The sequence below is a fragment of the Sporomusa sp. KB1 genome, from assembly GCF_007830295.1.
In the GTDB taxonomy this organism is placed as follows: domain Bacteria; phylum Bacillota; class Negativicutes; order Sporomusales; family Sporomusaceae; genus Sporomusa.
On sequence record NZ_VLKC01000002.1, the window covers coordinates 3,129,447 to 3,155,025 of the forward strand.

Consider the following 25,579-nt stretch of genomic DNA (forward strand, 5'->3'; position numbering starts at 1 on the left):
GGATAATTCATGCGAGTGCCCTTGTCAGCTAGGTAGACAAAATATATAATAAGTTACAGAATACAAGTATATAGAAATCTATATATATAGATTTAAAATCACGAACTAGTATGGGGTGATGCTATGGACATTCGCCAACTGCGGTATTTTATTTCCGTCGCTGAACAACTTAGTTTTACCACGGCTGCGAAACACCTTTACGTTAGTCAACCTTCTCTGAGCCAGCAGATCGCTGAATTAGAAAAACAAGTCGGTGCTCGCTTATTTATTCGTGATCGTCATTCGGTTTCACTAACTGCCGCCGGTAGCGTTCTACTAAAAGAAGCTAAGGCGCTTGTTGCCATGTCTGCGGATGCCATTCGTATGGCGAGAGAGGCAGAAGCCGGTATAACAGGCAATTTGAAAATAGGTATCCTGAGTCATGCAGAACGACGCATACTTCCCAGGATAGTAACTAATTTTCATCATAAATATCCCCAAATCAACCTAGTATTTGAATACCTCAGCTTGAGTGGTCTGGACGAAGCTTTGCAACATGCCCAGGTGGATTTAGGGTTCACGCTCGTAATAGAATCGGCCTCGCTGCCCCAAGTTTCTTTTAAAAAAATTTTTACTGACTCACTTTGCCTAGTTGTTCCTTACTCGCACGAACTTGCCAACGAGTCCTTAATTAACTATTCACATATTCCTTTAATTGCCAGAGAGACTATAGTTTTCGAACATCAGCATATAGCATCCCGGGGATACGAAAATATGCTACGTATCTGTGTCAACCGGGGTTTTTCTCCTAATGTGCTGCAAGTTTCAAATTCCGCTGTTTTACTGTCCGTCGAATGCGGGTTAGGCATCTCCATCCTGCCTTCCGTCATACCTAAAACCTATGGAAGTCCCTTTATTCGATATGTTGATATTTTGGGTAATGACACCAGGGTAGATTTGGTTGCTGCTTGGCGCACAAAACATAGCAATCCATCAATTCCTCTTTTCTTACAGGAGCTGGAGGCAGTTAAAAGGCCGACTGATAATTATAATATATTGAAGAATACTGCTAGTCTATGATATCGTTTCCATACCGGTCCAAAAGAATGGCAACAATAAAGAATATAAGCATTTCCATTCTGCATCCCCCCTTTGCCGCTATATTACTTCTGCCAATAGTATAGCGCTCATTAAAGAGAGAATGGAAATTGTTGGTGGTTATCATAGTAATAATAAACTTTTATGATTTAGTGCCAATATAGTCTATGAGGTCGCTTTGCATATTACCGTGTTCGGCAAAGATCAGCAGGAGTGCCTTCATGGCTGGAGTTAACACCTTGTTTTTATGAAGAGCGACAGACATAACGAACGTCAATTGTGGCGCATTAGTTAATTCAATTAGTGTACCATTTGCTAAAAATGGTTCTACAAGTACGTATGGCAGTATACTTGCGCCAACTCCATCCAATACCGCCCGTTTAATGGCTTCTGCATCGCTATATTCGATAATGGAGTGGACGTCTTTTTTTCTTATTTTTTCTTCAAACATGGTTCGGAATACGCAGCCTGGCCGGAAATTAATGAAGGGATAATGGCTGATGCCTTGATAATTATTATTCATGTCAAATAAATCATGATTGACTACCCAAACCAATTTTTCATGCGATAAGCTGAATTGTATTATTTGATTACTGCTAATCTTATCATGGACAATAGCTATATCAAAAACGTTATCCAAAAGTCCTTTGATGGTTATAGGAAGATTGGGACAAATATCAACATTGACAGAACCAGTTATACCGCGATTCTGAAATTCTAATAGTGCCGGAGATAGAAAATAGCTGGCCGCTGTAGTTGAGGCGCCTAATTTTATGGGAGCGTTGAAGTGGGAAAAATTCTGCATGGCAGTATTAATGTTATAGAAATCGGTCAGCAGTTTTTCTGCATGTATGGTCAGTTCACGCCCGGCTTCCGTAATATAAAGTTTTTTCCCCATACGCTCAAAGAGGGTAATCCCATAATGTTCTTCGAGCATTCGAATCTGAGCAGTTATTGCCGGTTGTGTGAAATTCAACTGTTCGGCAGCTTTGGTGATGTTGCTTAGCTTAGCTACCGAAAGGAATGTTCGGAATAGTTGAATATCCATTCGTTCCCCCCTGAAGCAATGTAGTTAGTATAAGCATATAACAAATGCCAAAGCGATACTATAGATGAAAAGGAAAACTACAAGTCAATAAAAGAAAAAATTCCTGCTGGTTTTATAGGCAGTGAGCAGGAGTTTAGACTTCCATGACAAATATTGCAAAAATGGGAATAGGTATTCGACTCGGCGAGAGTCGTCCCCGCGACTGTTGTGGTACAAATACATCAATAAGGGGGGATAGTACTTGGATGCTAGTAGTATAATACGTGAAATGAGTATTGAGGATTATGCAAAGGTTATGGCGCTTTGGTCAAGCATTGAAGGATTAGCGCTTGGTGATGCGGATACGCAACGAAATATAAGCAGGTTCCTAAAACGAAATGCTGGGCTATGTTTTGTGGCTGAAAATGAGCGACAGGTTGTCGGGGCCATACTTTGCGGACATGATGGAAGAAGGGGCTATCTTCACCATTTAGCTGTGAGTCCTAGTTATAGGAAAAACGGAATTGCAAGAAGATTAGTTGCCAATTGTTTGAATAAGCTTACAGAAGAGGGAATAAGTAAATGTCATTTATTTGTGTTTGCCAATAATCAACAAGGTATGGATTTTTGGCAGCATATTGGATTTCATAAAAGAAATGACATCAATATTTTTTCGCAAGATATTGAGTAAGCCAGCATCGTCCCAACAACGAAGAAAGAGCCATAATTCCCTTTACTGATGGATTATGGTTCTTTCTTATTCTTTTACATAGGCTATGGTATAATTAGGCATTATCAACGGTGTGTTACATGCATAGCAAGGTGGAGGCGTATAGGATGATTACCTGGGCATTTTTGCATAAATATAGAACTAAGTATTGGAAGCAATTTTTGGTTGCTGCTGCGTTTGTAACAATCGAAGCTACCTGTGATCTTCTGCAGCCCACCATCATGTCTAAAATAATTGACATTGGTGTGGCAGACAGGCGGCCTGATTACATTCTGAGTCAAGGAGCCCTTATGGTTTTAATAACCGCTTTGGGCGCGGTTGCTGCTTCCATCCGCAATGTAATTGCCAGTAAGGTATCACAGAATTTCGGGTCAGAATTGCGAGGCGATTTATATGAGAAAATTCAAATGTTGTCATTTACCAACATTGATAACCTCAACAGGACTTCGCTGGTAACCCGGCTTACAAATGATGTTAATCAGGTGCAGATATTGGTGAACGGTCTAATGCGAATATCGCTGAAAGCGCCACTTTTATGCATAGGCAGCCTAATTATGGCTATAAATCTTAATCCTCATTTAGCAGTAATACTGCTATTCGTTGTTCCTATTATCGTGTTATTAATAGTCATTACTATTAAGGTGGGTTTTCCCCGGTTTGCTCAAGTCCAAAATGCACTGGATCAGGTCAACGCCGTTATGCGGGAGTATTTGTCCGGGATTAGGGTGGTCAAGGCTTTTAAGCAATTTGAATATGAGCAGGAAAAGTTCGCGGCCGTCAATCAGGAGCTGCAGGAAAAATCGGTTGATGCTATCCGGCTGATGTCTGTTTTTAGTCCTAGTATAGCGCTCACTGTTAATCTGGGTATTGTTATGATGCTATGGCTAGGTGGATTAGGGGTTAGCACTGGCCAAATACAAGTTGGTCATATTATTGCGTTTATTAACTATATGGCACAAATATTGGTTTCGTTAATGATTGTGTTCCTGATATTTAATAACTTTGTCAGGGCAAAAGCCTCGGCGATACGGATTGGTGAGGTATTTAAGCAGCATAATGATGCCAAGTGGATAACTAACTATTCTACATTCCAACTAGTTGACAAAGGCCGCATCGATTTTGAAAATGTCAGCTTCAGCTATGCTGGTACAGTCAGTTCAACTGTACTAAGAGATATCAACCTGACCTGCCTGCCCGGACAAACGGTTGGTATTATCGGCTCAACCGGTGCCGGCAAAACTAGCCTGGTCAACTTAATTCCGCGCTTCTACGAAGCAACTACAGGCCTTGTAAAAGTGGACGGACATGATATTACCGAGATTAATCCCGGGCAGCTGCGAGATAAAATTGCTCTTGTACCCCAGCAAGCAGTTCTATTTACCGGAACCATCATGGATAATATCCGCTGGGGCAAAGAAAACGCTACTGTTCAGGAGGTAGAAGCAGCCGCAAAACTGGCAGCGGCACATGATTTCATTATTTCTTTTCCCGAAGGATACAACACCAAATTGGGGCAGGGCGGTGTCAATTTGTCTGGCGGACAAAAGCAGCGACTAGCCATAGCCAGAGCCCTAATCAGGAAGCCTGCCATACTTATTCTGGATGATTGTACGAGTGCGGTTGATGTAGTTACTGAAGAAAAAATAAAACAGGCATTAAAGGAGTATTCGAGTCAGCTTACCTGCCTACTAGTTGCTCAGAGAATTAGTACTGTCCTGGATGCCGATAAAATTGCCGTTATGGAAGATGGTACTATTTCTGCGTGCGGAACCCATACTGAGTTATTGCAAACCAGCAGTGTTTACCGCGAGATTGTCCAGTCCCAGCGGGGAAGGAGATAACTGTCATGGCTGAAGGTAATGAACAAAACCGAGATAACGAGCGTCGCAGTACAGCTGCTAACCAGACATGGCGTGGGACTGTCGGCAGAGCTTTTCAACGTTCCCGGCGTGGTGTAAAACCTAAGAAATTTACTCAAACATTGCAGCGGCTATGGCAGTATTTTCAGCAAGAGCAAAGAATGCTTGCCATCATTTTTTCTTTAATTTTGGCCGATTCGGTGTTGGTGCTGACAGGCCCCTATCTAATCGGGATAGCGATTGACAGCATGGTTGCTCCAGAACCTGCAGCTAGAGGTGGAATGCTGGAAGTATTGCTTTTAATTCTGGGTGTAACATACCTGGCTGACGGTCTACTGAGTTGGGGGCAGGGGTGGTTGATGGCTGGCATCTCACAGCGAGTAGTAATGCAGCTAAGAACAACACTTTTTGCCAAGCTGCAAAAGTTGCCACTTGCTTACTTTGATATTCATCCCCACGGTGAGTTAATGAGCCGATTATCAAATGATACGGATAATGTCAGTGGTACATTGTCTTATTCCATCTCACACCTTATGGCGTCGTCCATCGCCATTACGGGATCATTTGTGATGATGCTGGTATTAAGTCCGTTGCTTACACTGGCTGCTCTGATTACGCTGCCTTTAGTTATTTTTTTGACTCGCATTATTTCTCGAAAAACCAGTGTATTATTTAAAGAAACGCAGGTCGAGCTGGGAAATTTAAATGCCCATATAGAAGAGACGATTTCAGGTATCCCGGTGATCAAAGCTTTTAACCATGAGCATAAGGCCATTAATGATTTTAAGACTATAAATCGTAGACTTTGTGAAGTAGGAACAAGTGCACAAATCTGGTCCGGTTTTCTCATGCCGATAATGAATGTAATTACTAATATCGGATTTGGAGCTATTGCCATTGTTGGCGGTATGTTGGCGGTAAATGATGTAGTCACTGTTGGTACCATTGCCAGTTTTATCAGTTATTCACGGCAATTTGTCCGACCCGTCAATGAGCTTGCCAATATTTTCAACACAGTACAATCTGGGGTTGCCGGTGCTGAACGGGTATTCGAAGTTTTAGACCAGGCTGAGGAACCGCCTGATTTGCCTGAGGCCATTGAACTTATAGCGCCTAAAGGCCAAGTGGTTTTCCAAAATGTCAGTTTCGGTTATAGGCCAGATGTGCTGATACTGCAAAATGTAAATTTTGTAGCTACAGCAGGCAGCAGCACCGCACTTGTGGGTTCTACCGGGGCGGGTAAAACCACCATTGTTAATTTGCTTGCACGTTTTTACGACGTTACCGATGGAAGGATTCTGCTTGATGGCAGGGATATCCGCGAGTATACGCGAGACAGTCTTCGCAAATGTTTTGGTATTGTGTTACAAGATACTTATTTGTTTTCCGGTACTATTAAGGAAAATATTCGCTACGGTAGACCAACAGCGTCAGACGCCGATGTGGAACGTGCGGCTAAACTAGCCAACGCCGATGTATTTATTAAACGTATGCCAGAACAATATGATACCAAGCTTTTAGAAAACGGCGGTAATCTAAGTCAGGGCCAACGGCAGCTTATCGCTATTTCCCGGGCAATTTTGGCAGAGCCATCGATACTTATTTTAGATGAAGCTACCAGCAGCATAGATACTCGAACAGAATTTTTTATTCAGGATGCCTTACGTAAAATTATGAATGGGCGTACTACGTTTATTATCGCTCATCGGCTCAACACTATCCAGGATGCAGACCGGATTTTGGTAGTAGAAAATGGTCAGATTGTTGAGCAGGGCAGTCACTGTGACTTACTGGCAGCAGAGGGTATATATGCTGCAGTGTTTTCTAATCAACTAAGGAATAAAGAAGATTTTGATATAATGAGGGAATAACTGGGTGGTATATTTTTACCTAATTTAGCTCAAATTACAATATGTTCAACAAATGGAGGTGCTTTGAGTTGCGGCAAAATAATCTCAACCCAAAAGAACGGGCTTACTTAGAAGGCGCGCTACAGATGGAAAATCTTTGTATTGCTAAATGTAGTGTTTATGCTGATCAATGTGCAGACCATGAACTGAAGAACATGCTGTTTCGTATCACCAAAGATAAACGTCATCATGCCAATATTATTAAACAAGAGCTTGGCAAGCCCGAATGGCAACATCAACAGTGAGGGGGAAATAATAATGAGTCGCCAAAAGCAGTTTTCAACAGCAACTAAGAATCGACTTTCAGACTACGATATGTTGCTGGATTTGATGATGACTGAAAAACACTTATCAAGCTTATATGACCAGTGTGTGCTGGAAGCTACCACGCCTATGGTAAGCGACGCTATTGAGCGTTTACAGGCTGATACTCATAATAATGTTCATACTCTTTTCATAGCTATGCAACAACATGGTTTGTATAATCCAGAACAAGCAGAGGAGCGTCTCCTGAATAGAAATCCCGTAGAGGCATATAAAAAATTTGACCTAACTTCGGAAAGTAAATACACAGGTTCTTCGGGATTACGCGGATCTGGCCGACGTGTGTCTCATGGACAACGATGGGATAGCTTGACAAATTAGAATACAGAAGCCAACTTTCAGAGCAGGCAGTAACAGGCACGGAATATCATATATTTGCCAGGTCCAGCCAAAGGAATTTGCTTTAAGTGAATGACATCGACAAACGGCAATAGTTAAAACCGCTCATTCAGGAATGAGCGGTTTTACTATTCGCGGTCAAACTTATCCCGGTCCCCTGTATCAATTCCAATTATTTCAAAGTTCAAGTAATTCCGTGGTAGGATATGAAAGGCGGTTAAGATGAATATTATAGCCAAATAATTGAATGATGTCAGTAAAAAGAGAAACTCTTGCTAAATATGTGTTAATTTAGCAGGAGATTTGTGCTTTGATGAGAAATAAATTAGTAATAAACTTAGGATTTAATAAGTATTAGGTGAATATAAATTGTTGTCTACCCGGCCAAGGGCCGACACTTCATGCTTGGAGTGTATCATGCCACTTAATACCAGAGAAGTTGTTTTATAGGCAAGAAGTCGTCTAAAAGCTGTATGCTTTTAAGACGACCTCTTGTGTTTGAATTTATAAAGAAAGTCTGACATAAAACGAGAAAAAATTCACAATGGGGGTGTGAAATGACTATTAAGGAAAAACAGACTATCGAATATCCGACCCGTAATGTGGCGTACTGTAACCATGGTATATGGATTGAACAGGTCGCTATAGACAATCAGGCTGACTTTGAATGTGCGGTTTATTATGAGCCCTATGAAAACTCTGTATATAGTGGGGTGGTAGACGCTATTTATATTGATATTATTTCTTGTGGAAGCGGGGTTTACCGTGTGAATGGATATGCTGTTCGACCAGACGCTGATCGGCATGAAATCAAGGTCAGCGAATGGCATAATAGCTATAAGGAGGCTAAAGAGGCTGCGCTTAATTGGCTCCATAAAGCGAAGCAATTTTTATGTACTTCTAATGATAGCATAGATGGATATCCTAGTCCTTTACATATAGTACAATAGTACGGACTTAGAAATTATATAACATACTAAAAAGCTGGGATATAGATATATTTTAAGCCTTTATTTGAGAATGATTCTTTTTTGGAATAAAGGGGCTGCAAAAGGGCAATGGGGACTGAGAAAAGTCTACCATATCAGGATTGATATGGTAGACTTTTTCTCCATCCAAGGTACTTCTTGCTTTCTATATCACAAATAATTACGATTTGATCATCAGGTATGACTTCATTGGTTTCAAATTGAGCCCAAGATGTACTAAACCGGCAATAATAAATACATATCCTCCCCACTCATGTGCTACTTTAGGGTAAAAAGATTTTTGACGTGGTTCTGCAGAATTGTTACCAGCAGTATTACTTCCAGCTTGTTGACTTTGTACCGTCTGATATTTTTCGGCGTTTCCCGGACCATGTCCGCCACCGCCGGTCATTTGCAGACCTGTTATTGATACAAGAATAAAAGCTAATGCAAGTATAATTGATGTAAATCTTCTCATTGATTATTCCCCCTGTATAATGTACATCATTATTCATGATGTTTTCTCTTGCCTTACTATAAATATAGGATAACTTAGAACGATTAAATGATCATTAAACGAAGATTAGAATAAGATTAAAAATGAGTTGAATTTGAATATACCCTATTTATGAAAGAGTCCTTATTTATTGCAGCATGCGCATAATCCGATTGATTGGTTGTCAGGGGATGAAGAAGCGTTTATTTGTTTGCACCTTAAAATATTGTCCCTGTGTTTCCCTTTGTCTAATTTTAAACAGAAAAAAATCTTTGTTTAATACATAACAATGTGCTAATACAAACTCGGGAAAATGTTTTAAAAAATACGGTAAGCCAACAAAATGCCAATAAGCAGTAACAAAGAACCCCAAAAATTCTAATTTCTTCGCACTCCAAGTTAATAGAAATTAAATAAGTAGCAACTGTGTAAGCACCGAGGGGAAAGGTATACGCCCACCATGATATTGCGTAGGGTAAGTTATTTCTAAGGATGTAGGTAATAGTAATAACACTGGCAGCAATTAGCCACCAAAAACCGAAACCCCAGTAAATCAATCCAAAAATGTTAATAACAGGTATCCAGGTATTGTTCATAAATTGCAAGCTCGCATGTCCCAAATTCAAAAGGGAAACCGTTCCTGCGCCGATTGGCCCTAGATAAATCCAGATGGTAGGAATTAAGGAACCAGGCAGTATGGGAGCAACAAAGAGTCGATAGAAACAGATTACCGCAATATACATGAAAAGAAAAAAACCCAATCCCCAAGATACAAAATTTATAAGAAGCATAACTTTTTGAAGGGTTTGGGGCCAATAAGGAATGAGAGGAGCTCCGGCAATGGGAACTACTATTAAACTTACCGGAGGCATAAACCAAGCTGGGTTAATATCTTCAATCGTTACCTTATTGAAATAATTTAGTGTTGGAATGATGACAGCTGTCGTTAACGACAATACAGCGCCGGTAATCCACAAACCTTTAGCGGTAGTTAGTGATAGATCTGTTCCAATATAACTAGGTCCGAATGTCATAAAGTCTGCTGCTAGCACTAAACATCCGATAGGCATTGTAGCATAGAATTGTCCTGTAATTGGGTGATTGAGATCTCTTAACGCATAGTCTTGATAAAAAAACCAACGAAGTAGCCACGGAACTATCAGACCAAGAAAAAGAACTATATTTATGCCCCATAAAAACACTGCTGCATTGTTAAGTCCAGCCCAATAACATGCGTAGTTTTTACTAGCAAGGGCAAAAATTCCTGTTCCCATAACAGAAGCAAACCAAGCTGGTGAAAGATTTCTTACCACTTGCGAAAAATAGTCATTTTGATAACCTACTTCGGATTGGATTTGCAAACTTCATCACTCCTTGATAATTAATGAAAAGAGAGATGCTTAAGGTCATTCTCACGCCCAAATAGATTGACGTCTTGTGTTTTGTAAACTGTTACTTTCAACTTTAAGTACAATTTTACTTAGTTTAACCAGCAAGATCTCTACATTATCTTTTTATCTTTCTGGATTAATTTACGAAATCGCAGAGAAATGCTATTGTAATTCAAAAAATGTATTCTGGGGTAAATTGCACACAAGCTTACTTCTATTGGTGGGCCAATAGAAGCCACAATTCTAGAATTAAACTAAAAAACCGCCTAATTATCAAGGCGGGGTAATTAAACATACTCATTGTTTTTTTGATATTATACCATTATTAAACAGTTCTATAGCTAGTGACGTGGCGGTAAGAGCTGGGAGAAATACCTATCTTTTTCTTGAAAACTCGTGAAAAATAATTTGAGTCATTATATCCTATTATCCTGGATATTTCAGATATTGAAATATTGGGATGAGTTTCCAAGAGTTCTTTTGCTTTTTCTAATCGAGTCTCCATTAAAAAGTTGGAAAATGATTGGTTGCGTACTTGACTAAATAGATAAGAAAAATATGTTGGACTTAAATGAACATGTTTAGCTACTTCTTCAAGAGAAAGCGGTTTTTTGAAATTTCTATATATATATATACTTGCTTGTTGAACAATTTGATGAGAATATTCTAATGAAATATTATTGGGGATTAAAGGGTTCCTTTCATTTATATCCTCTATAATGTTCGGACCTATCATTTTAGCAGTTTCACTTTTAATTCCTAATTTGATTAAACAATTACTAATATTATGTATGGATTCACCTAATAGCATGATCTTATCACGTTTTATTACTGGAATTTTTTCATAAAGCTTGAGTAATTTTTTAGTATCCAAATGTAAATCCTTGACTTTTTCTTCTAGGTTACTCTGATTAAAAAAGTCGCTAATTCTTATCTCTCCTGTTGCAAGAGCTCCCACACAATTTGAGTCGCTATGAAGGGGAATTGCGAGTATAAATAATCCAGCATGGCAAGGAAAAAGATAGTGTTTATCCGGCTCAAAATACATGCATCTTGTCACGGAAGCTCGACATCGTTTAAGACCTTCTGGGCAAGAACGGATGAAGCGGCAATATTCGTTTTGAGGTCTTTTTTGGGGGGTAACAATATAATCCCCATTACAACTAACAAATTTAAGCCAAATCCGATGAAGAATACTAAAGCTATCCAATAATGGCAAAATGCCAACAAAGTCTTTATTTAAAGTTGCTTGATTAAATTTCAAGGCACACACCTCTTGCTAGTTGGGATTCTAATTATATTACAGATATTTTATTTAATTCCATACATTTACATAAACTCCTCCATATTTATGACGGTTTTTCTCTTTAACGAAAAATTGCTCTATACATTGGATGAAATCGGTAGCAAGCACGTTAACCACCTGGCGAATGCGAAGAGTCCGTACTTATTGCAGCCTGTCCATAATCCGATAGACTGGTATTCCTGGGGCGAAGAAGCTTTCGCCAAGGCGAGAGAAGCAGATAAACCAATATTTTTTAGCTGCGGCTATAGTATGTGCCACTGGTGCCATATCCATTACAGTAACATTTTTCTTTAAGCTCAGACTTGGCAAATTATACCATTGATAATGGTATAAAATAGATAAAGTTCCTGCCGGATGCTATTTGTCAGGAACTTTATTTTTGTGGTCATTGCTTATTGGAAATATAGATACCGATAAATTATTCGAGTAATAAAAACATGTCTTTCAAGGTGTGGGAGTATACTAGGTGTAGAATAATAACTAAAGGGGTTAACGATGCGAATACTTGTGGTTGAAGATGATAATATTCTGAGAGAAGCAACGGTATCAATTTTATCCGGAGAAGACTACATAGTGGATCAAGCGTCGACTGGCGATGAGGGGCTGTATTTAGCCGAGCAAGGAATACATGACTTAATTGTGATGGACATTATGTTGCCAGGGATTAGCGGCTTGAAGATTGTTAAAACCTTGCGGAAAAATGGTTGTACTATTTCTATACTGCTTCTGACAGCAAAGGATAGTGTCGATGATCGTGTAATTGGTTTAGAGTCCGGCGCAGATGATTATCTGGTGAAACCTTTTGCTATGCGGGAATTGCTAGCCCGAATAAAAGCTCTTATACGCCGTAAGGGCAATTTAATTATAGAGGATCAGATAAATTACGGTAACTTATCGTTGAATAGCAAAGTAAAGGATGGTTTCGTTAACGAGGAGCCTCTTGGGCTGACTAACAAAGAATATGAAATTTTAGAATTTTTAACATTGAATAAAGAACAGATAGTTACGCGGGATCAGATTTTTGATCGAATTTGGGGCTTAGATTCTGATATTTCAATGACCATTGTTGATATATATATACATTATTTACGGAAAAAACTAATTGTTTATGGCTTAGATACTTTGATTCAAACCGTTCGTGGTGTTGGTTTTATGCTGAAGGAGAGTTAGTATGTTTCAACGTACGCTGGCTCGATTGACAGTTATAAATTCATTTGTTTTCTTCATTATATATTTTTTATTTACTTTGATACTATACGGATATCTTTCTTACCGGCTATTCGATAGAGTAGATGAAGTCATGCGTTTGCACGCAAGTGGATTTAGATTAGCAAATGGGATCGTTGTTCCATTAGAACATCCAATTTTTGACCCGCGAATTTTTGTATTAGCCCGTAGCACAGATGGACGTATAGTAAATCCGATTCCTTTTCATGAGAACGAATTAAAAAATATTGATGAAATTACTTCCAACATTGAAGCTGGTGAGTTGAATACAAAAGATTATGAAGGCCATGTCTATAGAATAATGAGGTGGCCATATTCATATCAAGAAGATCTTTACGACAGTGCTGCAAATTTCCGAATTGAATCTGTCTTTGTAGTAAGTATTGTGGATTCGGAAGTGCAATTGCTCAATAATTTTTTATGGCTTATTATCGGTGGTGGAGTTATAAGTGTATTGGGTATAATCGTAGCAGGGTTTCTTCTTGCTAAGCGGGCTATGGTTCCTATTCAGGAAGCATGGGAAAAACAGCAACAATTTGTTTCGGACGTATCACATGAATTGCGCTCTCCTTTAACGGGAATATATAGCAATGCCGAGCTGATGCTGCGGCATCCAGATGAGACTATCCGGGAAGAGTGTCATAGAATCAATACGATAATGCAAGAAGCAAAGCGAATGATCAAGCTAATAGCAAGTTTACTTACACTGGCGAGATCAGATGCCGGTAAGTCTGACATAAGCCTAAGTTTGATTAACTTAAGTGATGTTGTTAATGAGGTCATCAGCCATTTTGAAGTGTTTAAAGAGATAAATCATATCAGTTTAGTAGCTACTGTTGAATCCAATGTAGAAGTAGTAGCCGATAGGGATAGAGTGCATCAATTAATCGTAATTTTGCTTGATAATGCCTTTAAATTCACGCCTGCAGGCGGGCAGGTCACCATTGATTGTTATATAGCTAATAGGAACGCCATAGTAAGCGTGCGTGATACGGGAATTGGTATAGCTCCTGAGAGCATTTCGTGCATATTTGACCGCTTTTTTCGGGAAGATAAATCTCGATCAAAGAATTCTGGCGGAACCGGTTTAGGTCTATCTATAGCTAAGTGGATTGTCGAAAAGCATGCCGGGAAAATCAATGTGAAGAGTGCATTGGGAAAAGGAACAAAATTTACAGTTTCTATTCCAATACAAAGAAGACATCAGACATAATCCATAGAAGATAAGTCTTCTTCAAAAAAAGGAAATAGGCGATTAAAACATTTTTAAATCTTGAGCTTAGCAACCGTTCAGGAGTTCCACGGTCGATGATTTTTGACGCTTATATATCTCTCCTGATAAACAGCAAAAAACGCTATTGTTGGCAATAGCGTTTTTTGCCTCTATGAGATGGCTGATTAAAAATTACAAAGAATGCTCCTTAATGTAATCAGACACTTTATGTCCAATAATCCTTTTCCCGGATATATCTAAATGTAAGCCGTCTTGCGCATATTTTACCGGCAATAATCCTTGCTCATCAACCAGCGGCGAGTATACATCGACATAAGAAGGCTGCCTTTTAATAAAAGCATTTACCTCAGCCAATTCAGTCTGCCAATTAGAAACTGTTGTTTCGTTAAAAACGCGTTGAATTCGTTCAGGGTTTATTGGCGGAAGGGTCAAAAAAATGGGCTTGATATTATTATCTTGGCATTTCTTACTAATAGCGGATAATGATTCTATTACATCATTGGCACTCGTTCCTTCCCTAATGCTGTTACTGCCTCCCATAATAAGTAAGTATTTGGGTTTAAACGGCAGTACTTCTTGGTCAAAGCGTTCTGCCAATGTTTCCGCCGTATCGCCACTTTTACCTAGATTTTTTGCTTTGTATGGCAAATAGGTTGAGTAATCAAAACGAGCATCCGAAGGGGGATTGGATATTGCCCCTCCACCATGGGTAATACTGTCGCCGAAGGTCGCCCATTCATAACTGCCAGTTTTGACTTGCAATAAAACAGGATCTGAATACAGTCCGATTGGTCGATTGTCTTTATCATAGGCAAGAACCCGCCAATAGTAAATTCCCTCATCTATTAGCGGCTCGGGGTCATAATAATCAAATCCTTGTTGCTGGATAGAATAGGAACGTATTCTGTGCTTTGAAGGTTCTGTTCCATTTGGCGATTCAGGCCATTGGTCAGTGATTTCAATTTCATATTTGGCAGCGCCTTCTACCGGAATCCAGGAATATACAGGGTATAAGGGTAGCGGGCCGTCAGTATAAAGGGATGTAGGTGTTGGTTTGGACGGATTCAGGTGCATCGCACTGAGAGCTTTTGGCTTGGAAAAAGGGCCTACCGGATTTTTATCTAAATCTAACGGCCGGGCCCGAAAATAGAGCTTTTTGAGATCTTGGCCCTCAAATAAGGAAAGCGGTAATTGAACACCCGCCGTAAAAATGCTGGTTGTTGTGTACACTACTTGTTTTGGCATTGCCCGGACATCTTCATTCACTGCGACTGTAGCAATTTCTAACTCATACATCACAGCATCCTCAGCATTGGGCCATAAACATTCGATTTTTCCCGCCTGTGCATGGGCCAAAATCGTCAGAAAGGAAAAAATCGTCATAATAACAGTTATTTTCTTTAGTTGCAAAATAGTTCGCCTCCATGTATATATGCAGATAGGTTTAAATATATATTCTATGAAGCGATTCATTTTCCTGTCTTACAAGGGGCAGGAAAAATGAAGCAGCTTTATAAGAAAGTAAGATGCTATACTAGCGCGTTAAAGTCGGTGCCAAAGTCAAAAAATAGCGTGATCCTTCGCGAATGTCGAGGGATCACGCTATTTCATTGCATCTCACTGACAGCAAATAGTAAAAGAGTCAGTACAGGATATGTGATTACCGGCGTGCCAATTCTTGGCCGATATCATAGGCGCTTTGCAAAAGTTGTTTATTTTCACGCACCATGCCGGCATTAGGCAAACCGCTTCCCACTAATGGCTTAGGACCACTTATAAAACCAACACGTTCCAATACTTGAGCTGTAGCCTCGACGGTATTTGTATATGTAGTGCTATCTGGCTGAGTTTGGGTGAATATCAGGGCATATTTTTTGCCGTTACCGAGGCTGCTGCTAAAATCAGGTTTCAGATACCCGAATAACCGATCCATAAAGAGAGCGGTTTGGGCAGTAAAGCGGCCAAAGTAAATTGGAGAGCCTATAATAATGCCATCTGCTTCGTCAATGGCTGTGAAAATTTCAGTCAGGTCATCCTCGACAACACACTTTCCAACTTTTTTACAGCCCCCGCATGCCTGACAGCCGCGTATATTCCTTTCGTTTAAATAATAAATAGCCGTATTGCTGCCTTGAGCCTTTGCTCCTTCCAAAGCCTTTTGCAGCAACACATCTGTATTGCCGTTTTTTCGGGGACTACCTACTAAGCCGATGATTTTCATCACAATCACTCCTTATTTTATATTTTTTCCAATCTATACATTATGCTACATCACCTTAACGTTAACGTCAATATATAAAATAAAAAAAACACCTGAAATTTTCAGGCAGGTTATCTTAGTACGCGAGTCAAGACTCCCGCCTCTACAGGCGGCGTTAATTCAGGTGGAGTAGACTCTCCACCTGAACCCCAATGTTTCAGCTATGCTGAAACCAGTTCACTCAAGCAACGATTTTTTATGCACACATTCCGAAGGGCAAATTGCCAGAGAACAATTTTTGCATATTTCGAGTGAGTACATAGCTTTTTTTATACGTAATTGTGATTTTTCCAATTCCGCCACTCGATAACTAATTTGGCGAAATTCTTCCTCCAGCAAGTGATAGATTATTTTTATTTTTTCTTCCTTGCTTTGTGTCAAATCGATTCCTTTCAGCAGCTTGCGGATTTCCTCTAGAGAGAAGTCCAAATCTTTAAATCGTTTAATAAACATTAACCGTAGCAAATCGTTTTCAGTATACAGGCGGAAACCGCCAGAACTTATTTCAGAAGGCGTCAACAAACCCAGTTCTTCATAATACCGGATTGTACGTGGAGTGACTTTCGCAAGATTGGCAATATCTCCAATCTTGAGTAACTTATTATTGGTTTCTGTAGACATGCTAAAATCACATCCATAATAGTTAAATTTGCCTATTCATAAATTATATTTATTATCTGTATAACTACTCTAATTATAATACCACAACTATTCACGATAAAATAGAGCCTATAAAGCACATCATGGCTTACTTAAAGTCCCTAAGGAGCAGCATTTTTCTAAACTATGTGCAGGTGTTTCGAATCCTCTAGGGGGATAATTTAGAATATAGAGCATATATGTTCGCTATGGCAGGAGTTTACTTTACGGATAAAGAAAGATATCTTGGAAAATCTATAAAAAAGAGAAGTGATTTACCATGTCATTTATAAGAGACTATCTCATCGTTATGAAGGAAAAATTTGATCTTGAGAAAAATACAGTTGAACAGATACGCCGGGAATGGACGGCAGTGGCTAGTAAGGCGGAACTCCCCAGTGGTACTACTGTTGATAAGGTAATGGTAAATAATTTACTGGCAGAGTGGGTTATGGCAGCGAATGTCCCTGCCGGAAATGAACAGGTAATTCTCTATTTTCATGGCGGTGGTTTTTATTCCGGTTCTTGTGATACTTATCGCGCTTTAGCAGCCAGTATTTCTGCAGCGAGCGCCGTTCGTGTCTTGGTGGTGGAGTATCGGCTGGCACCGGAACATAAATATCCCAGCGCCAATGATGATGCAATTAGTGCTTACCGTTGGCTTATTGAAAGTGGTATCTCGCCTAAAAATATTGTGATTGGCGGAGATTCTGCAGGTGGTGGTCTTACGCTTATGACCTTACTATCATTACGCGATGCCGGTTATCAGCTACCTGCCGCCGCATTTATGTTATCGCCGTGGGCGGATCTAATAAACTTCGACGGTGAGTCCTATGCAAGTCGTGCGGCATTAGATCCCTTATGTAGTCTAAGCGGATGCAAACTATCCGCAGACTACTATATTGAAACTTCTGCTATAAAATCACCAATCTTATCACCAATAAACCAAAACCTGGGTGGATTATCCAGTCTTTTAATTCAGGTCGGCGACCATGAGGTATTACTGGATGATTCTACCCGCTTGGCAGCGCGGGCTCAAGAAGCTGGCGTGGACGTTACCTTGGAAGTATGGGATAACATGTGGCATGTATTTCACGTCTTTGCTGCAATTGTACCTGAGGCGCAGCAGGCAATCAATAATATCGGCAAATTTGTACAAAAGCATGTTGGGTGATGTACTTTTGTAAAGATGCAATTATTTTGAGTGCTATTGAATTATTGCAAAGCTAATGCCGTTACCGACTGACATGGGTCAAGGTAACGGCATTTTTTGTAATGCACTTTTGAACATGGCAGTGGTGCCATGTTCATTAAAGAAACACTTTTCGTTCTGATGTACCTTTTGGTTTGTAAAATTATACAGAATAGAGGCTGATTAATGAAAATAATACGTGCTTTTCTATATGGATGTAAGCTGTGATAGCGGAAAAAAGATGTGGCAAGTTCGCCATATGGGTTATTAGCAATGCTAGAATCATGCCCATGGCGGTATTATATGTAGAGCCAATTTTTAGTGTTGTAAAATCGATATGTTTTTTTATAGTAGAACCTAAAGCTTCGATAAAAGGAATTTTCAGCCTCAGTTTTTCGGAAAGTGTTTGCGGTGTGGATGTTTTCGAAGAAAATAATTTTGGTACAAAGAGCGCTTTTTTTGCTGCTACAGGAGAAGGTTGTAAATGATCACGAAGTACTACAAATTCTGAATCGGCTATTTCCAATAAGCCAGCCAAACGTGAGAACTTACGCCTAACGTTATAGGAAATAGTGGCTTGCGACTTATATTCTAAATCATGTTCAATTTCTGCCCAAGCATGCTGTAAAATAGAGCAAATTTGAATTTCAACTTTACAATTTGCAAAGTTTTTATATTTAGACAACTGTAGCTGGCTTGTTGTCAAACTAGCTATAAAATGTACGGATAAGTAACCAAATTGATTTACTGGCAGCAGCTTTCTCTTATCTACCGAGTTTATCGGATCAATTGCTAAGGATTCTTGAATGATATTTGCAACCAAATCAACATCATCCGAAAAATATGTAATAATGCGAATGCCGCATAAGTCGGTTATTCCTTCCAGTTTAGTATAATTTTTCTTAATTATTTTATTTTTTAGGCTAGTTTCTCCTTTAATACGTGATACGATAGAATGAATACGAATATTTTTTTCCATTAAAAAATTAGTTACTAAATCTTGCATTTCATGGGTAAAATCATTGTACATAGAATGGTTTTTTCTATACAAATCAAGTGTTTTTTCCATTTAAATGCCTCCTAAGAATAATGAAATAGAATAACTTTATTTAAACGTAATTTTATGCAATCACTGGAGCTGAAAAGTCTAGGGGGTAAAAACAGTATGTTGCTTATTTTATAATATTACTCAACTTTTATAATTATTTTAGAAAAATTGCCTAGTTCATCGGCCACATACAACAAAGCCAGAGCGGTTGCTCACTGTAGTTGGAGCACACCAGCCCTGGTTTTGGATTTCTTTGCCAGTAATTTGCTTCTGCGGATGCGTATTTGGATTGCGCGGGTTACTAATTAGTTTCTTGATTTCAACTATTTCGTTATGAGTGCAATATACATTTATCAGTTTGTTATTCTCCGATAATTACTTAATCACATTAACATGGTCTGCCTTATATCCACGTTGAGTAGCCTTACAGCCTGATTTAAACTGTTGCATAAGCTCCGGTGTCTCGTCACGTGGCTTACGTCTGCCAGTTACACAGAATCTATCAGAGGTGACACCAATGGCATCGGCAATGCACCGACCAGCTTTGCATAGACGACACTCTAAATCTGAGCATGTAACGTCTGTCATAAGATCACCTCCGGATATATCGCGCGGTTAGTTTAGCCGCGACATGCTCAGTAGCCTAAGTACATTACATTACGAGCAACAGCAGCTTTTACTGCATAGTTACATAGTGGATCAGCAGGAGTGGCAGACATTTTGCCTTTAAGGACCAATACCAGGATGGCCATATATCTTTTTATATTATTCTTGTACTCAATCTTCAATGTCGATTGGTATAGTTATGTTGTTCCTTTTTCTAAGAGGGATTGCAGCAGGGTCTAAACCGGGAAATAGTGTAAAGTTTCACATTGCCTGCAATTAGTTAAAATAAGCGTACCAGGCATAAAACTGCCGGTACGCTTATTGGTTATCACACTATGATTCAGTAACCGCTTCCTTATGTATCGTTGTCCAGCGGTAAATAATAATTGGCAAAATCAGTAGCGGCACACCAAGATATAATGAAGTTCTGAGTTCTTCGGTAAAAGCGACAAAGATCAGGCAAGCAATCTGGGTCCAAATGCCAAACTGAGTAATATACGGGAAAAGCGGTGCTTTATATTTTAGTTTCTTTACTTCAGCCGGGCTAAGCTGCTTCCGAAAATTGTATTGACTCCAGCAAATAGATATCCAGGAAATTGCTCCGGTAAAGCCGGATAAAGCCAGCAGATAGGTATAAATACTTTGATCTTGATCAATGGTATATAACACTACCCCAAGCCAACATACCACAATGGACAATGCCGCAGCATTTTGCGGCACGCCATGATTGTTGAGACGTCCCAGAAATTCGGGAGCCATCTTCTCCTGTGCCAGTGCATACATCGCGCGCGAGCAGCCATATAAACCAGAATTTGAGCAGGAAATAGCCGCTGTCAAAACAACAAACGAGAAAATAGCGCCTGCCCATTCCAAACCATAAGCGCTCAATGCTGCTGCAAACACACTTGTTTCCAAGCTGGCTTTATCCCAGGGGAAAATAGTGACCAATAACAGCATGGGAATAATATAGAGCGAGATAATCCGCATAGTGATCTGTCTGATGGCAGATGGAATGGTCTTGGCCGGTTCTTTACTTTCCGCTGCTGCCAGACCGATTATTTCCGATCCCTGGAAATTAACTAGAACAATTACCATCGTCAGCAGCACAGCCCAATAACCTTTAGGCGCAAAACCGTCGTTAGATAACAGAATGCTAGTTCCCAGATAATTCCCACCACCAATAGCGCCAAAGAAAATCATGATGGCTAAACCGCAAAAAATTAGAAGAGCAACAATCTTAAACAACGCCAGCCAGAACTCCATTTCACCAAACAGATTAACCCGGGATAAATTTATAGATGTGATCGCTAAGCCAAATAGCACCGCCCACCACATTGCACTCACTGCAGGGAAAAAGCCGTTCATGATAATACCGGCAGCAATCATTTCGGATGGTACATACGTTACCCAGGTTAGCCAGTAACACCAGCCCACACCACACGCCCAGGCCGGTGATATATAGTCACGGGTGTAACTGATAAACGAACCGGCAATTGGCCGGGCCACCGCCAATTCACCCAAACATACCATAACAGCATAAACAATCAAACCGCCTAACAGGTAGGCTAGTACTGATGCCGGGCCGGCTTTGCCAACCACATACCCATTGCCTAAAAAATAGCCGCTGCCGATAATTCCCCCAAGGGCAATCATTTGCAGATGCCGGTTTTTAAGCCCCCGATTTAATTGTCTTTTAGTATCCTGCTCTTCCAACTATCATTCCTCCAGTATTGTACAAAAATGCTTTTGGAATGATTATATCACAATACTTATTTCTGGCAATGAGATTTCCATGATTATACAAGAAATAATGACAGTTGATAAAGCCGCTGTCAGCCACAGGGGCTATATAGATATTCGTTAATATTGGCCGGTTCTTTCCAGATAATCTTCCATTTTCATAAGACGGCTCTCGTTCAGGTCCCTATTCCGTTTGCTGACAAGCGCGACAATGGTTTCCATATTCATTATGAAACACACATACGAATTGAAAAAGCTCATGTTCTCTATACTGTTGATGATGACTATTTCCGCGCCTTGTGCTATCGGTGCTGCGTAGCTGTCTGTCATGGCAATAACTTTGCATCCCGCATCGTTGGCCATTTCGGCTGCAAAAATAGTGTCGCTGGAATACCGATTAAAGGAGATCGCAATCAATATATCCTCAGCGGCCAAATCAATCAGACAGTCCACTAGTGGCTGATGGTTGCCAATGACTACGACTTCTGGCCGGATGCAGGAGAGCATGACGCCAAACGAAGCGGCAAAGCCCGAGCAAGCACGGAAACCGACAATGAAAACTCGTTTTGCCTTGGAGATCAGTTCTGCGGCTTCTATAAATGTAGAATTTGAATCGTTCAAGATATCTTTTTTGATATTCCCTAGAACATTTTGCCTTAATGCTGCTATCAGGTCAGAATCCGTAAGATTTTCATACTGCTTGATTTTTTCATAGGGGATTTCCCCAGGGGTACAATCAAAGTCCCGTTCAGCTTGCTCACGCTGGAAGGTCTTTTTAAATATAGTGAAATTTTCATAACCAAGTTTTTTGGAAAGACGGATTACGGAAGAAGCGCTTACACCGAGCCTTTCCGCGATTTCATTGGATGTGAGAAAGCAGGCTTGTTTTTTGTTTTTGAGCATAAAGTCCAAAACCGTCTTATCATTATTGGAAAGTTCTGTCTTACAGGCGCGCTGTTCTATCGTTTCCGCCATACGATCACCCTTTTCGCTGGTTTACCTTTATTGTATGTGTAATTTAAATCTTATGTCAATAATGTACTTAGAGTATATTGACAAGGATTCTTTGATAGGATAGTATTTGATTATAAATAATCTTTTAATAGTGAAAGATGATTATTTATAATCAATAGTTCAAGAAGGTATTTTATGTATAATCTGACTGAAGGCAATGTAACCAGGTGTATGGTGTCATTTGCTATACCACTCCTGCTTGGTAATGTACTACAGCAACTTTACAGCGTTGCCGCTGCGGTGATCGTAGGGAATTTTGTGGGAAAAGCGGCACTTGCTGCTGTGGGCACAGCGGCCCCGATTATGAATATATTAATGTTTTTGATGGTTGGAATCACAATGGGTTCGTCAATTTTAATGTCTGAATTTTTTGGTGCTGGAAAGCACGAAAAAGTGAGGCAGGAAGAAGTTACATCACTTCTAAGTGGACTAATATTTACCATTGTACTTTCAGTTGCTATGATTTTTCTGATAAACCCGCTGCTCCTTCTGATCCAAACGCCGGTTGAAATCATGCCACAGGCAGAAGCCTATTTAGAAATTATTATTGCTGGCCTCGTTTTTACTTTCCTTTATAATATATTATCTTCTTCACTTCGTTCCATCGGAGATTCTATGACCCCGCTATTTTTCTTGATTTTTTCTTCTGTTCTCAATATCGGTATTGGTGTTGTGTTGGTAAAACAGTTTGGGTGGGGTGTATGTGGGGTTGCTTATGCTACTGTAATAGCCCAGGCCGTGTCAACGGTGCTATGTATGGGGTATATTTATTGGAAGGTGCCTATTCTTAGATTTCATGTCAGGGATTTAAAAATAAATTTTCCGCTGCTGGCTAAAACGGCGAGTTACAGTTCGGTCTCGGCAATCCAGCAAACATTTCTCTATGTTGGTATCTTTATTTTGCAGGGGGCTGTAAACCCGCTTGGTGTGGACGCAATTGCCGCTTATAATGCGGTCACGAGAATTGATAGCTTTATACTTGCTCCGACTGATAGTCTGGCACTTGCGCTAACAACCTTTATCTCTCAAAATCGGGGAGCCAAAAAGGTTGACCGGATTCGGCATAGTATGAAAAGTTCAGTTGTGATAGGAGTAAGCTTTTGTGGATTGCTGGCCGTTTCTGTCTTTTTCTCCGCCCAGGCACTTATGACATTTTTTCTCGATTCAGGAGAAGTCAGCGCCATAGAAGTTGGCGTCAAATACTTAAAAATTATGGCTATTTTTTATATCCTGCCCGCTTTTTGTAATTCGTTTCAGGGTTTTTTTCGGGGGCTTGGCAGGATGGACATTACACTGTTTGCAACCATTGTTCAGATTCCCGTACGAGTCATCCTTGCCTATCTGCTTGTCGAGCTTTTTGGACTGTCTGCGGTTGCCGTTGGCGTTGCTGTGGGCTGGATTTGCATGATTGTGTATGAGGCACATCAGTATCGTCAGTACTATTAAGTGAAGGGAGCATGTAATCATGAAATCACTTTACCTAAAAAAAGAGGATTGCTGCGGATGCAGTGCTTGTTACAGTGTCTGCGTCAACCAGGCTATCACCATGAAGGCGGATGAGGAAGGTTTTTTATATCCGGAAATTGATCAATCACGTTGCGTTGATTGCGGTAGGTGTACTGAAATTTGTCCAGTGACATATGCCGGCAACTATAAAGAAAGCAATACGCCCCGCTTTTATGTGGCCCGCCACAAATCGCCAGAGGTTTTGAGGCAATCGACATCAGGCGGCGCGTTTACTGCTATTTCTGACGCTATTCTTAGACAGAACGGCGTTATTTATGGAGCAGATTATGACGCGGACTTTCATGTTCTTCATCAGCGGGCGGAAACGTCCGAACAGCGGGACCGAATGCGGATTTCTAAATATGTGCAGAGCGACATGGGAAATACCTATGCTCAGAGTAAAGCCGACTTGAAAGAGGGCCGTATGGTTCTTTTCACCGGAACTCCCTGCCAGGCCGCAGGGCTGCGCGGTTTTATGGGCAATTCACCGCTTACAGACAGGCTGTACACTTGTGATTTGATTTGCCACAGTATTCCAAGCCCACTAATATGGGAAGAGTATAAGCGGTTACTTGAAAGGGAAAACGGTGGTAAGCTTGTTAGCGTACAATTTCGTTCGAAGAAAGACGGGTGGAGCCGTGCAAACAGCAACAAAGGATTTCTCTTTACTATAGATAAAAGTTCTGAAATACAAGAGGATGATCGTTTTTACCAGTTGTATTTTAAAGTTGGCTCTATCACACGTCCTTCCTGTTCGCAGTGCCGCTTTACCGATATTCACCGTGCTTCTGATTTGACCATCGCAGATTATTGGGGAATTGAGAAATACAGCCCTGAATGGTTTGATCCGCTTGGGGTTTCGGTAATCTTGGTGAATTCGCCCAAAGGCGCAGCTCTTTTTGACCAATGCCGGCAAGATTTAGTCGCGGAAGAACGGCCGAAGGAAGAATCTTTTAATGAACAACAACGCCTTCGAGAACCATTACAATTTCCTGAAACGCGAAGTGACTTTTGGGAAGATTACAGACATTTTGGCTTTGAATATGTTTTGGGGAAAAGGAATAACGGTTCATGACTGTGAAAAGCAATAGAAAAGTGAGCCATTTGACATTCAGAAAGTGAGCCACTTTTGATGCTCAAGAAGTGAGCCACCCCGATAAAAAATATTAAACCTCTTGGTCTCCGCTGTTGTTGTCTGGAGTCTCACCTCCAAACTGTCCGGTTGCCGCAATCCTCTGGCGGAGGCGGTATGAGGGACCGTTGGTATCGACAATATGAGAACGATGCGTCATTCGGTCCACGATAGCAGCAGTAAGCATAGGATCACCGAAGATCTCCGTCCAGCGTGAAAACTCCAGGTTCGTAGTGATGATCACACTGCCACGCTCATTACGACTGGATAGAATCTGAAATAGCAGCTCGGCGCTGGAACGCGCGAAGGTTAGATACGACAGTTCATCCAAAATCAATAGATTGAGTTTGGTGAGTTGTTGTTCCAACTTAGAAAGTGTGTGATTTTGCTGAGCTTCTAACAAATCATTCACTAGCCCCGCAGCAGTGTAAAACCGCACGCGCAGTCCTTTTTCACAGGCTTTTAGACCGAGGGCAGTTGCCAGATGCGTTTTCCCAGTACCAGGGGTTGCCACAAAAGACAATGCCTTCTTTTTGCTGGATATATTGACAATC

Annotated in this window: 25 protein-coding genes; 13 read left to right on the forward strand and 12 right to left on the reverse strand. The window is 40.4% G+C overall.

The window, feature by feature from the left end:
• The first annotated feature begins 123 nt into the window (after nucleotides 1-123).
• Nucleotides 124-1,059: a LysR family transcriptional regulator gene (locus SALPA_RS18105; protein ID WP_145097154.1), complete on the forward strand. Its 936-nt coding sequence runs from the start codon at nucleotides 124-126 to the stop codon at nucleotides 1,057-1,059.
• Nucleotides 1,060-1,219: 160 nt separating this feature from the next.
• On the opposite strand, the gene SALPA_RS18110 is transcribed toward SALPA_RS18105, so the two are convergent.
• Nucleotides 1,220-2,125 carry a LysR family transcriptional regulator gene (locus tag SALPA_RS18110; RefSeq protein WP_145097157.1) on the reverse strand — a complete coding sequence of 302 codons (906 nt, stop codon included), beginning with the start codon at nucleotides 2,123-2,125 and terminating at the stop codon, nucleotides 1,220-1,222.
• Between the two features lie 241 nt (nucleotides 2,126-2,366).
• Here SALPA_RS18110 and SALPA_RS18115 point away from each other — a divergent pair, with 241 nt between their 5' ends.
• The 6 genes from SALPA_RS18115 (at nucleotide 2,367) to SALPA_RS18135 (ending at nucleotide 8,216) form a co-directional block, all read left to right on the forward strand.
• Complete coding sequence (locus tag SALPA_RS18115; protein ID WP_145097159.1) at nucleotides 2,367-2,795, forward strand: GNAT family N-acetyltransferase; 429 nt, start codon at nucleotides 2,367-2,369, stop codon at nucleotides 2,793-2,795.
• Nucleotides 2,796-2,941: 146 nt separating this feature from the next.
• Nucleotides 2,942-4,675, forward strand: a complete 1,734-nt coding sequence (locus tag SALPA_RS18120) for an ABC transporter ATP-binding protein (RefSeq protein ID WP_145097162.1) — start codon at nucleotides 2,942-2,944, stop codon at nucleotides 4,673-4,675.
• A 5-nt stretch (nucleotides 4,676-4,680) separates the two neighbouring features.
• Entirely contained in the window at nucleotides 4,681-6,564 is a 1,884-nt protein-coding gene (locus SALPA_RS18125; RefSeq protein ID WP_145097165.1) for an ABC transporter ATP-binding protein, read from the forward strand.
• A 41-nt stretch (nucleotides 6,565-6,605) separates the two neighbouring features.
• Nucleotides 6,606-6,848 carry a hypothetical protein gene (locus SALPA_RS29130; RefSeq protein ID WP_222428042.1) on the forward strand — a complete coding sequence of 81 codons (243 nt, stop codon included), beginning with the start codon at nucleotides 6,606-6,608 and terminating at the stop codon, nucleotides 6,846-6,848.
• Nucleotides 6,849-6,861: 13 nt separating this feature from the next.
• Nucleotides 6,862-7,248, forward strand: coding sequence for a spore coat protein (locus SALPA_RS18130; protein ID WP_186451123.1), 387 nt, complete (start codon nucleotides 6,862-6,864; stop codon nucleotides 7,246-7,248).
• Nucleotides 7,249-7,823: 575 nt separating this feature from the next.
• Nucleotides 7,824-8,216 (forward strand): hypothetical protein, encoded by a 393-nt coding sequence (locus SALPA_RS18135; RefSeq protein WP_145097171.1) that lies wholly within the window; start codon nucleotides 7,824-7,826, stop codon nucleotides 8,214-8,216.
• 199 nt (nucleotides 8,217-8,415) lie between these two features.
• Here the strand turns inward: SALPA_RS18135 and SALPA_RS18140 are convergent, their stop codons facing one another.
• The 3 genes from SALPA_RS18140 to SALPA_RS18155 form a co-directional block, all read right to left on the reverse strand.
• Nucleotides 8,416-8,712: a DUF4405 domain-containing protein gene (locus tag SALPA_RS18140; protein WP_145097174.1), complete on the reverse strand. Its 297-nt coding sequence runs from the start codon at nucleotides 8,710-8,712 to the stop codon at nucleotides 8,416-8,418.
• A gap of 272 nt (nucleotides 8,713-8,984) precedes the next feature.
• The gene (locus SALPA_RS18150) at nucleotides 8,985-10,091 is read right to left on the reverse strand and encodes a hypothetical protein (RefSeq protein ID WP_222428043.1); all 1,107 of its coding nucleotides are present in this window, start codon (nucleotides 10,089-10,091) and stop codon (nucleotides 8,985-8,987) included.
• Nucleotides 10,092-10,446: 355 nt separating this feature from the next.
• Nucleotides 10,447-11,385, reverse strand: coding sequence for a PocR ligand-binding domain-containing protein (locus SALPA_RS18155; protein ID WP_186451124.1), 939 nt, complete (start codon nucleotides 11,383-11,385; stop codon nucleotides 10,447-10,449).
• Nucleotides 11,386-11,472: 87 nt separating this feature from the next.
• Here SALPA_RS18155 and SALPA_RS18160 point away from each other — a divergent pair, with 87 nt between their 5' ends.
• The 3 genes from SALPA_RS18160 to SALPA_RS18170 all read left to right on the forward strand — a co-directional run bounded on the left by SALPA_RS18160 (nucleotide 11,473) and on the right by SALPA_RS18170 (nucleotide 13,867).
• Nucleotides 11,473-11,721 (forward strand): DUF255 domain-containing protein, encoded by a 249-nt coding sequence (locus SALPA_RS18160; protein ID WP_145097184.1) that lies wholly within the window; start codon nucleotides 11,473-11,475, stop codon nucleotides 11,719-11,721.
• Nucleotides 11,722-11,922: 201 nt separating this feature from the next.
• On the forward strand, nucleotides 11,923-12,597 hold the full coding sequence (locus SALPA_RS18165) for a response regulator transcription factor (protein WP_145097187.1): 675 nt from the start codon (nucleotides 11,923-11,925) through the stop codon (nucleotides 12,595-12,597).
• A gap of 1 nt (nucleotide 12,598) precedes the next feature.
• Nucleotides 12,599-13,867, forward strand: coding sequence for a cell wall metabolism sensor histidine kinase WalK (locus SALPA_RS18170; protein WP_145097190.1), 1,269 nt, complete (start codon nucleotides 12,599-12,601; stop codon nucleotides 13,865-13,867).
• A 192-nt stretch (nucleotides 13,868-14,059) separates the two neighbouring features.
• On the opposite strand, the gene SALPA_RS18175 is transcribed toward SALPA_RS18170, so the two are convergent.
• From SALPA_RS18175 to SALPA_RS18185, 3 genes are all read right to left on the reverse strand, one after another.
• The gene (locus SALPA_RS18175) at nucleotides 14,060-15,298 is read right to left on the reverse strand and encodes a GDSL-type esterase/lipase family protein (protein WP_255451255.1); all 1,239 of its coding nucleotides are present in this window, start codon (nucleotides 15,296-15,298) and stop codon (nucleotides 14,060-14,062) included.
• Nucleotides 15,299-15,548: 250 nt separating this feature from the next.
• Nucleotides 15,549-16,109 carry a flavodoxin family protein gene (locus SALPA_RS18180; protein ID WP_145097192.1) on the reverse strand — a complete coding sequence of 187 codons (561 nt, stop codon included), beginning with the start codon at nucleotides 16,107-16,109 and terminating at the stop codon, nucleotides 15,549-15,551.
• 216 nt (nucleotides 16,110-16,325) lie between these two features.
• Nucleotides 16,326-16,769, reverse strand: coding sequence for a MerR family transcriptional regulator (locus SALPA_RS18185; protein ID WP_145097195.1), 444 nt, complete (start codon nucleotides 16,767-16,769; stop codon nucleotides 16,326-16,328).
• Nucleotides 16,770-17,067: 298 nt separating this feature from the next.
• Between SALPA_RS18185 and SALPA_RS18190 the strand changes: the two genes are divergently transcribed.
• On the forward strand, nucleotides 17,068-17,961 hold the full coding sequence (locus SALPA_RS18190; protein ID WP_145097198.1) for an alpha/beta hydrolase: 894 nt from the start codon (nucleotides 17,068-17,070) through the stop codon (nucleotides 17,959-17,961).
• 181 nt (nucleotides 17,962-18,142) lie between these two features.
• Here SALPA_RS18190 and SALPA_RS18195 read toward each other — a convergent pair whose 3' ends face one another.
• The 4 genes from SALPA_RS18195 to SALPA_RS18210 all read right to left on the reverse strand — a co-directional run bounded on the left by SALPA_RS18195 (nucleotide 18,143) and on the right by SALPA_RS18210 (nucleotide 22,348).
• Nucleotides 18,143-19,048, reverse strand: coding sequence for a GTP pyrophosphokinase family protein (locus tag SALPA_RS18195; RefSeq protein WP_145097201.1), 906 nt, complete (start codon nucleotides 19,046-19,048; stop codon nucleotides 18,143-18,145).
• Nucleotides 19,049-19,402: 354 nt separating this feature from the next.
• Nucleotides 19,403-19,615 (reverse strand): hypothetical protein, encoded by a 213-nt coding sequence (locus tag SALPA_RS18200; protein ID WP_145097204.1) that lies wholly within the window; start codon nucleotides 19,613-19,615, stop codon nucleotides 19,403-19,405.
• 351 nt (nucleotides 19,616-19,966) lie between these two features.
• A complete protein-coding gene (locus SALPA_RS18205) occupies nucleotides 19,967-21,286 on the reverse strand; it encodes an amino acid permease (protein WP_145102083.1) in 1,320 nt (439 codons plus the stop codon).
• Between the two features lie 207 nt (nucleotides 21,287-21,493).
• Entirely contained in the window at nucleotides 21,494-22,348 is an 855-nt protein-coding gene (locus SALPA_RS18210; protein ID WP_145097207.1) for a MurR/RpiR family transcriptional regulator, read from the reverse strand.
• A 174-nt stretch (nucleotides 22,349-22,522) separates the two neighbouring features.
• Between SALPA_RS18210 and SALPA_RS18215 the strand changes: the two genes are divergently transcribed.
• Together SALPA_RS18215 and SALPA_RS18220 are read left to right on the forward strand one after the other, a co-directional pair.
• On the forward strand, nucleotides 22,523-23,833 hold the full coding sequence (locus tag SALPA_RS18215) for an MATE family efflux transporter (RefSeq protein ID WP_145097210.1): 1,311 nt from the start codon (nucleotides 22,523-22,525) through the stop codon (nucleotides 23,831-23,833).
• Between the two features lie 19 nt (nucleotides 23,834-23,852).
• Nucleotides 23,853-24,968, forward strand: coding sequence for a Coenzyme F420 hydrogenase/dehydrogenase, beta subunit C-terminal domain (locus SALPA_RS18220; protein ID WP_145097212.1), 1,116 nt, complete (start codon nucleotides 23,853-23,855; stop codon nucleotides 24,966-24,968).
• Nucleotides 24,969-25,059: 91 nt separating this feature from the next.
• Here SALPA_RS18220 and SALPA_RS18225 read toward each other — a convergent pair.
• A partial coding sequence (locus tag SALPA_RS18225; protein WP_145102085.1) for an ATP-binding protein occupies nucleotides 25,060-25,579 on the reverse strand: 520 nt, incomplete at its 5' end.

What these genes read in the sequence shown, in the direction of transcription:
- SALPA_RS18105 (WP_145097154.1), top strand. Translation starts at nt 124, where the DNA reads ATGGACATTCGCCAACTGCGGTATTTTATTTCCGTCGCTGAACAACTT.
- SALPA_RS18110 (WP_145097157.1), bottom strand. Translation starts at nt 2,125, where the DNA reads ATGGATATTCAACTATTCCGAACATTCCTTTCGGTAGCTAAGCTAAGC.
- SALPA_RS18120 (WP_145097162.1), top strand. Translation starts at nt 2,942, where the DNA reads ATGATTACCTGGGCATTTTTGCATAAATATAGAACTAAGTATTGGAAG.
- SALPA_RS18125 (WP_145097165.1), top strand. Translation starts at nt 4,681, where the DNA reads ATGGCTGAAGGTAATGAACAAAACCGAGATAACGAGCGTCGCAGTACA.
- SALPA_RS29130 (WP_222428042.1), top strand. Translation starts at nt 6,606, where the DNA reads ATGTTCAACAAATGGAGGTGCTTTGAGTTGCGGCAAAATAATCTCAAC.
- SALPA_RS18130 (WP_186451123.1), top strand. Translation starts at nt 6,862, where the DNA reads ATGAGTCGCCAAAAGCAGTTTTCAACAGCAACTAAGAATCGACTTTCA.
- SALPA_RS18135 (WP_145097171.1), top strand. Translation starts at nt 7,824, where the DNA reads ATGACTATTAAGGAAAAACAGACTATCGAATATCCGACCCGTAATGTG.
- SALPA_RS18140 (WP_145097174.1), bottom strand. Translation starts at nt 8,712, where the DNA reads ATGAGAAGATTTACATCAATTATACTTGCATTAGCTTTTATTCTTGTA.
- SALPA_RS18160 (WP_145097184.1), top strand. Translation starts at nt 11,473, where the DNA reads ATGACGGTTTTTCTCTTTAACGAAAAATTGCTCTATACATTGGATGAA.
- SALPA_RS18165 (WP_145097187.1), top strand. Translation starts at nt 11,923, where the DNA reads ATGCGAATACTTGTGGTTGAAGATGATAATATTCTGAGAGAAGCAACG.
- SALPA_RS18170 (WP_145097190.1), top strand. Translation starts at nt 12,599, where the DNA reads ATGTTTCAACGTACGCTGGCTCGATTGACAGTTATAAATTCATTTGTT.
- SALPA_RS18180 (WP_145097192.1), bottom strand. Translation starts at nt 16,109, where the DNA reads ATGAAAATCATCGGCTTAGTAGGTAGTCCCCGAAAAAACGGCAATACA.
- SALPA_RS18185 (WP_145097195.1), bottom strand. Translation starts at nt 16,769, where the DNA reads ATGTCTACAGAAACCAATAATAAGTTACTCAAGATTGGAGATATTGCC.
- SALPA_RS18190 (WP_145097198.1), top strand. Translation starts at nt 17,068, where the DNA reads ATGTCATTTATAAGAGACTATCTCATCGTTATGAAGGAAAAATTTGAT.
- SALPA_RS18195 (WP_145097201.1), bottom strand. Translation starts at nt 19,048, where the DNA reads ATGGAAAAAACACTTGATTTGTATAGAAAAAACCATTCTATGTACAAT.
- SALPA_RS18200 (WP_145097204.1), bottom strand. Translation starts at nt 19,615, where the DNA reads ATGACAGACGTTACATGCTCAGATTTAGAGTGTCGTCTATGCAAAGCT.
- SALPA_RS18205 (WP_145102083.1), bottom strand. Translation starts at nt 21,286, where the DNA reads ATGATTGCCCTTGGGGGAATTATCGGCAGCGGCTATTTTTTAGGCAAT.
- SALPA_RS18210 (WP_145097207.1), bottom strand. Translation starts at nt 22,348, where the DNA reads ATGGCGGAAACGATAGAACAGCGCGCCTGTAAGACAGAACTTTCCAAT.
- SALPA_RS18215 (WP_145097210.1), top strand. Translation starts at nt 22,523, where the DNA reads ATGTATAATCTGACTGAAGGCAATGTAACCAGGTGTATGGTGTCATTT.
- SALPA_RS18220 (WP_145097212.1), top strand. Translation starts at nt 23,853, where the DNA reads ATGAAATCACTTTACCTAAAAAAAGAGGATTGCTGCGGATGCAGTGCT.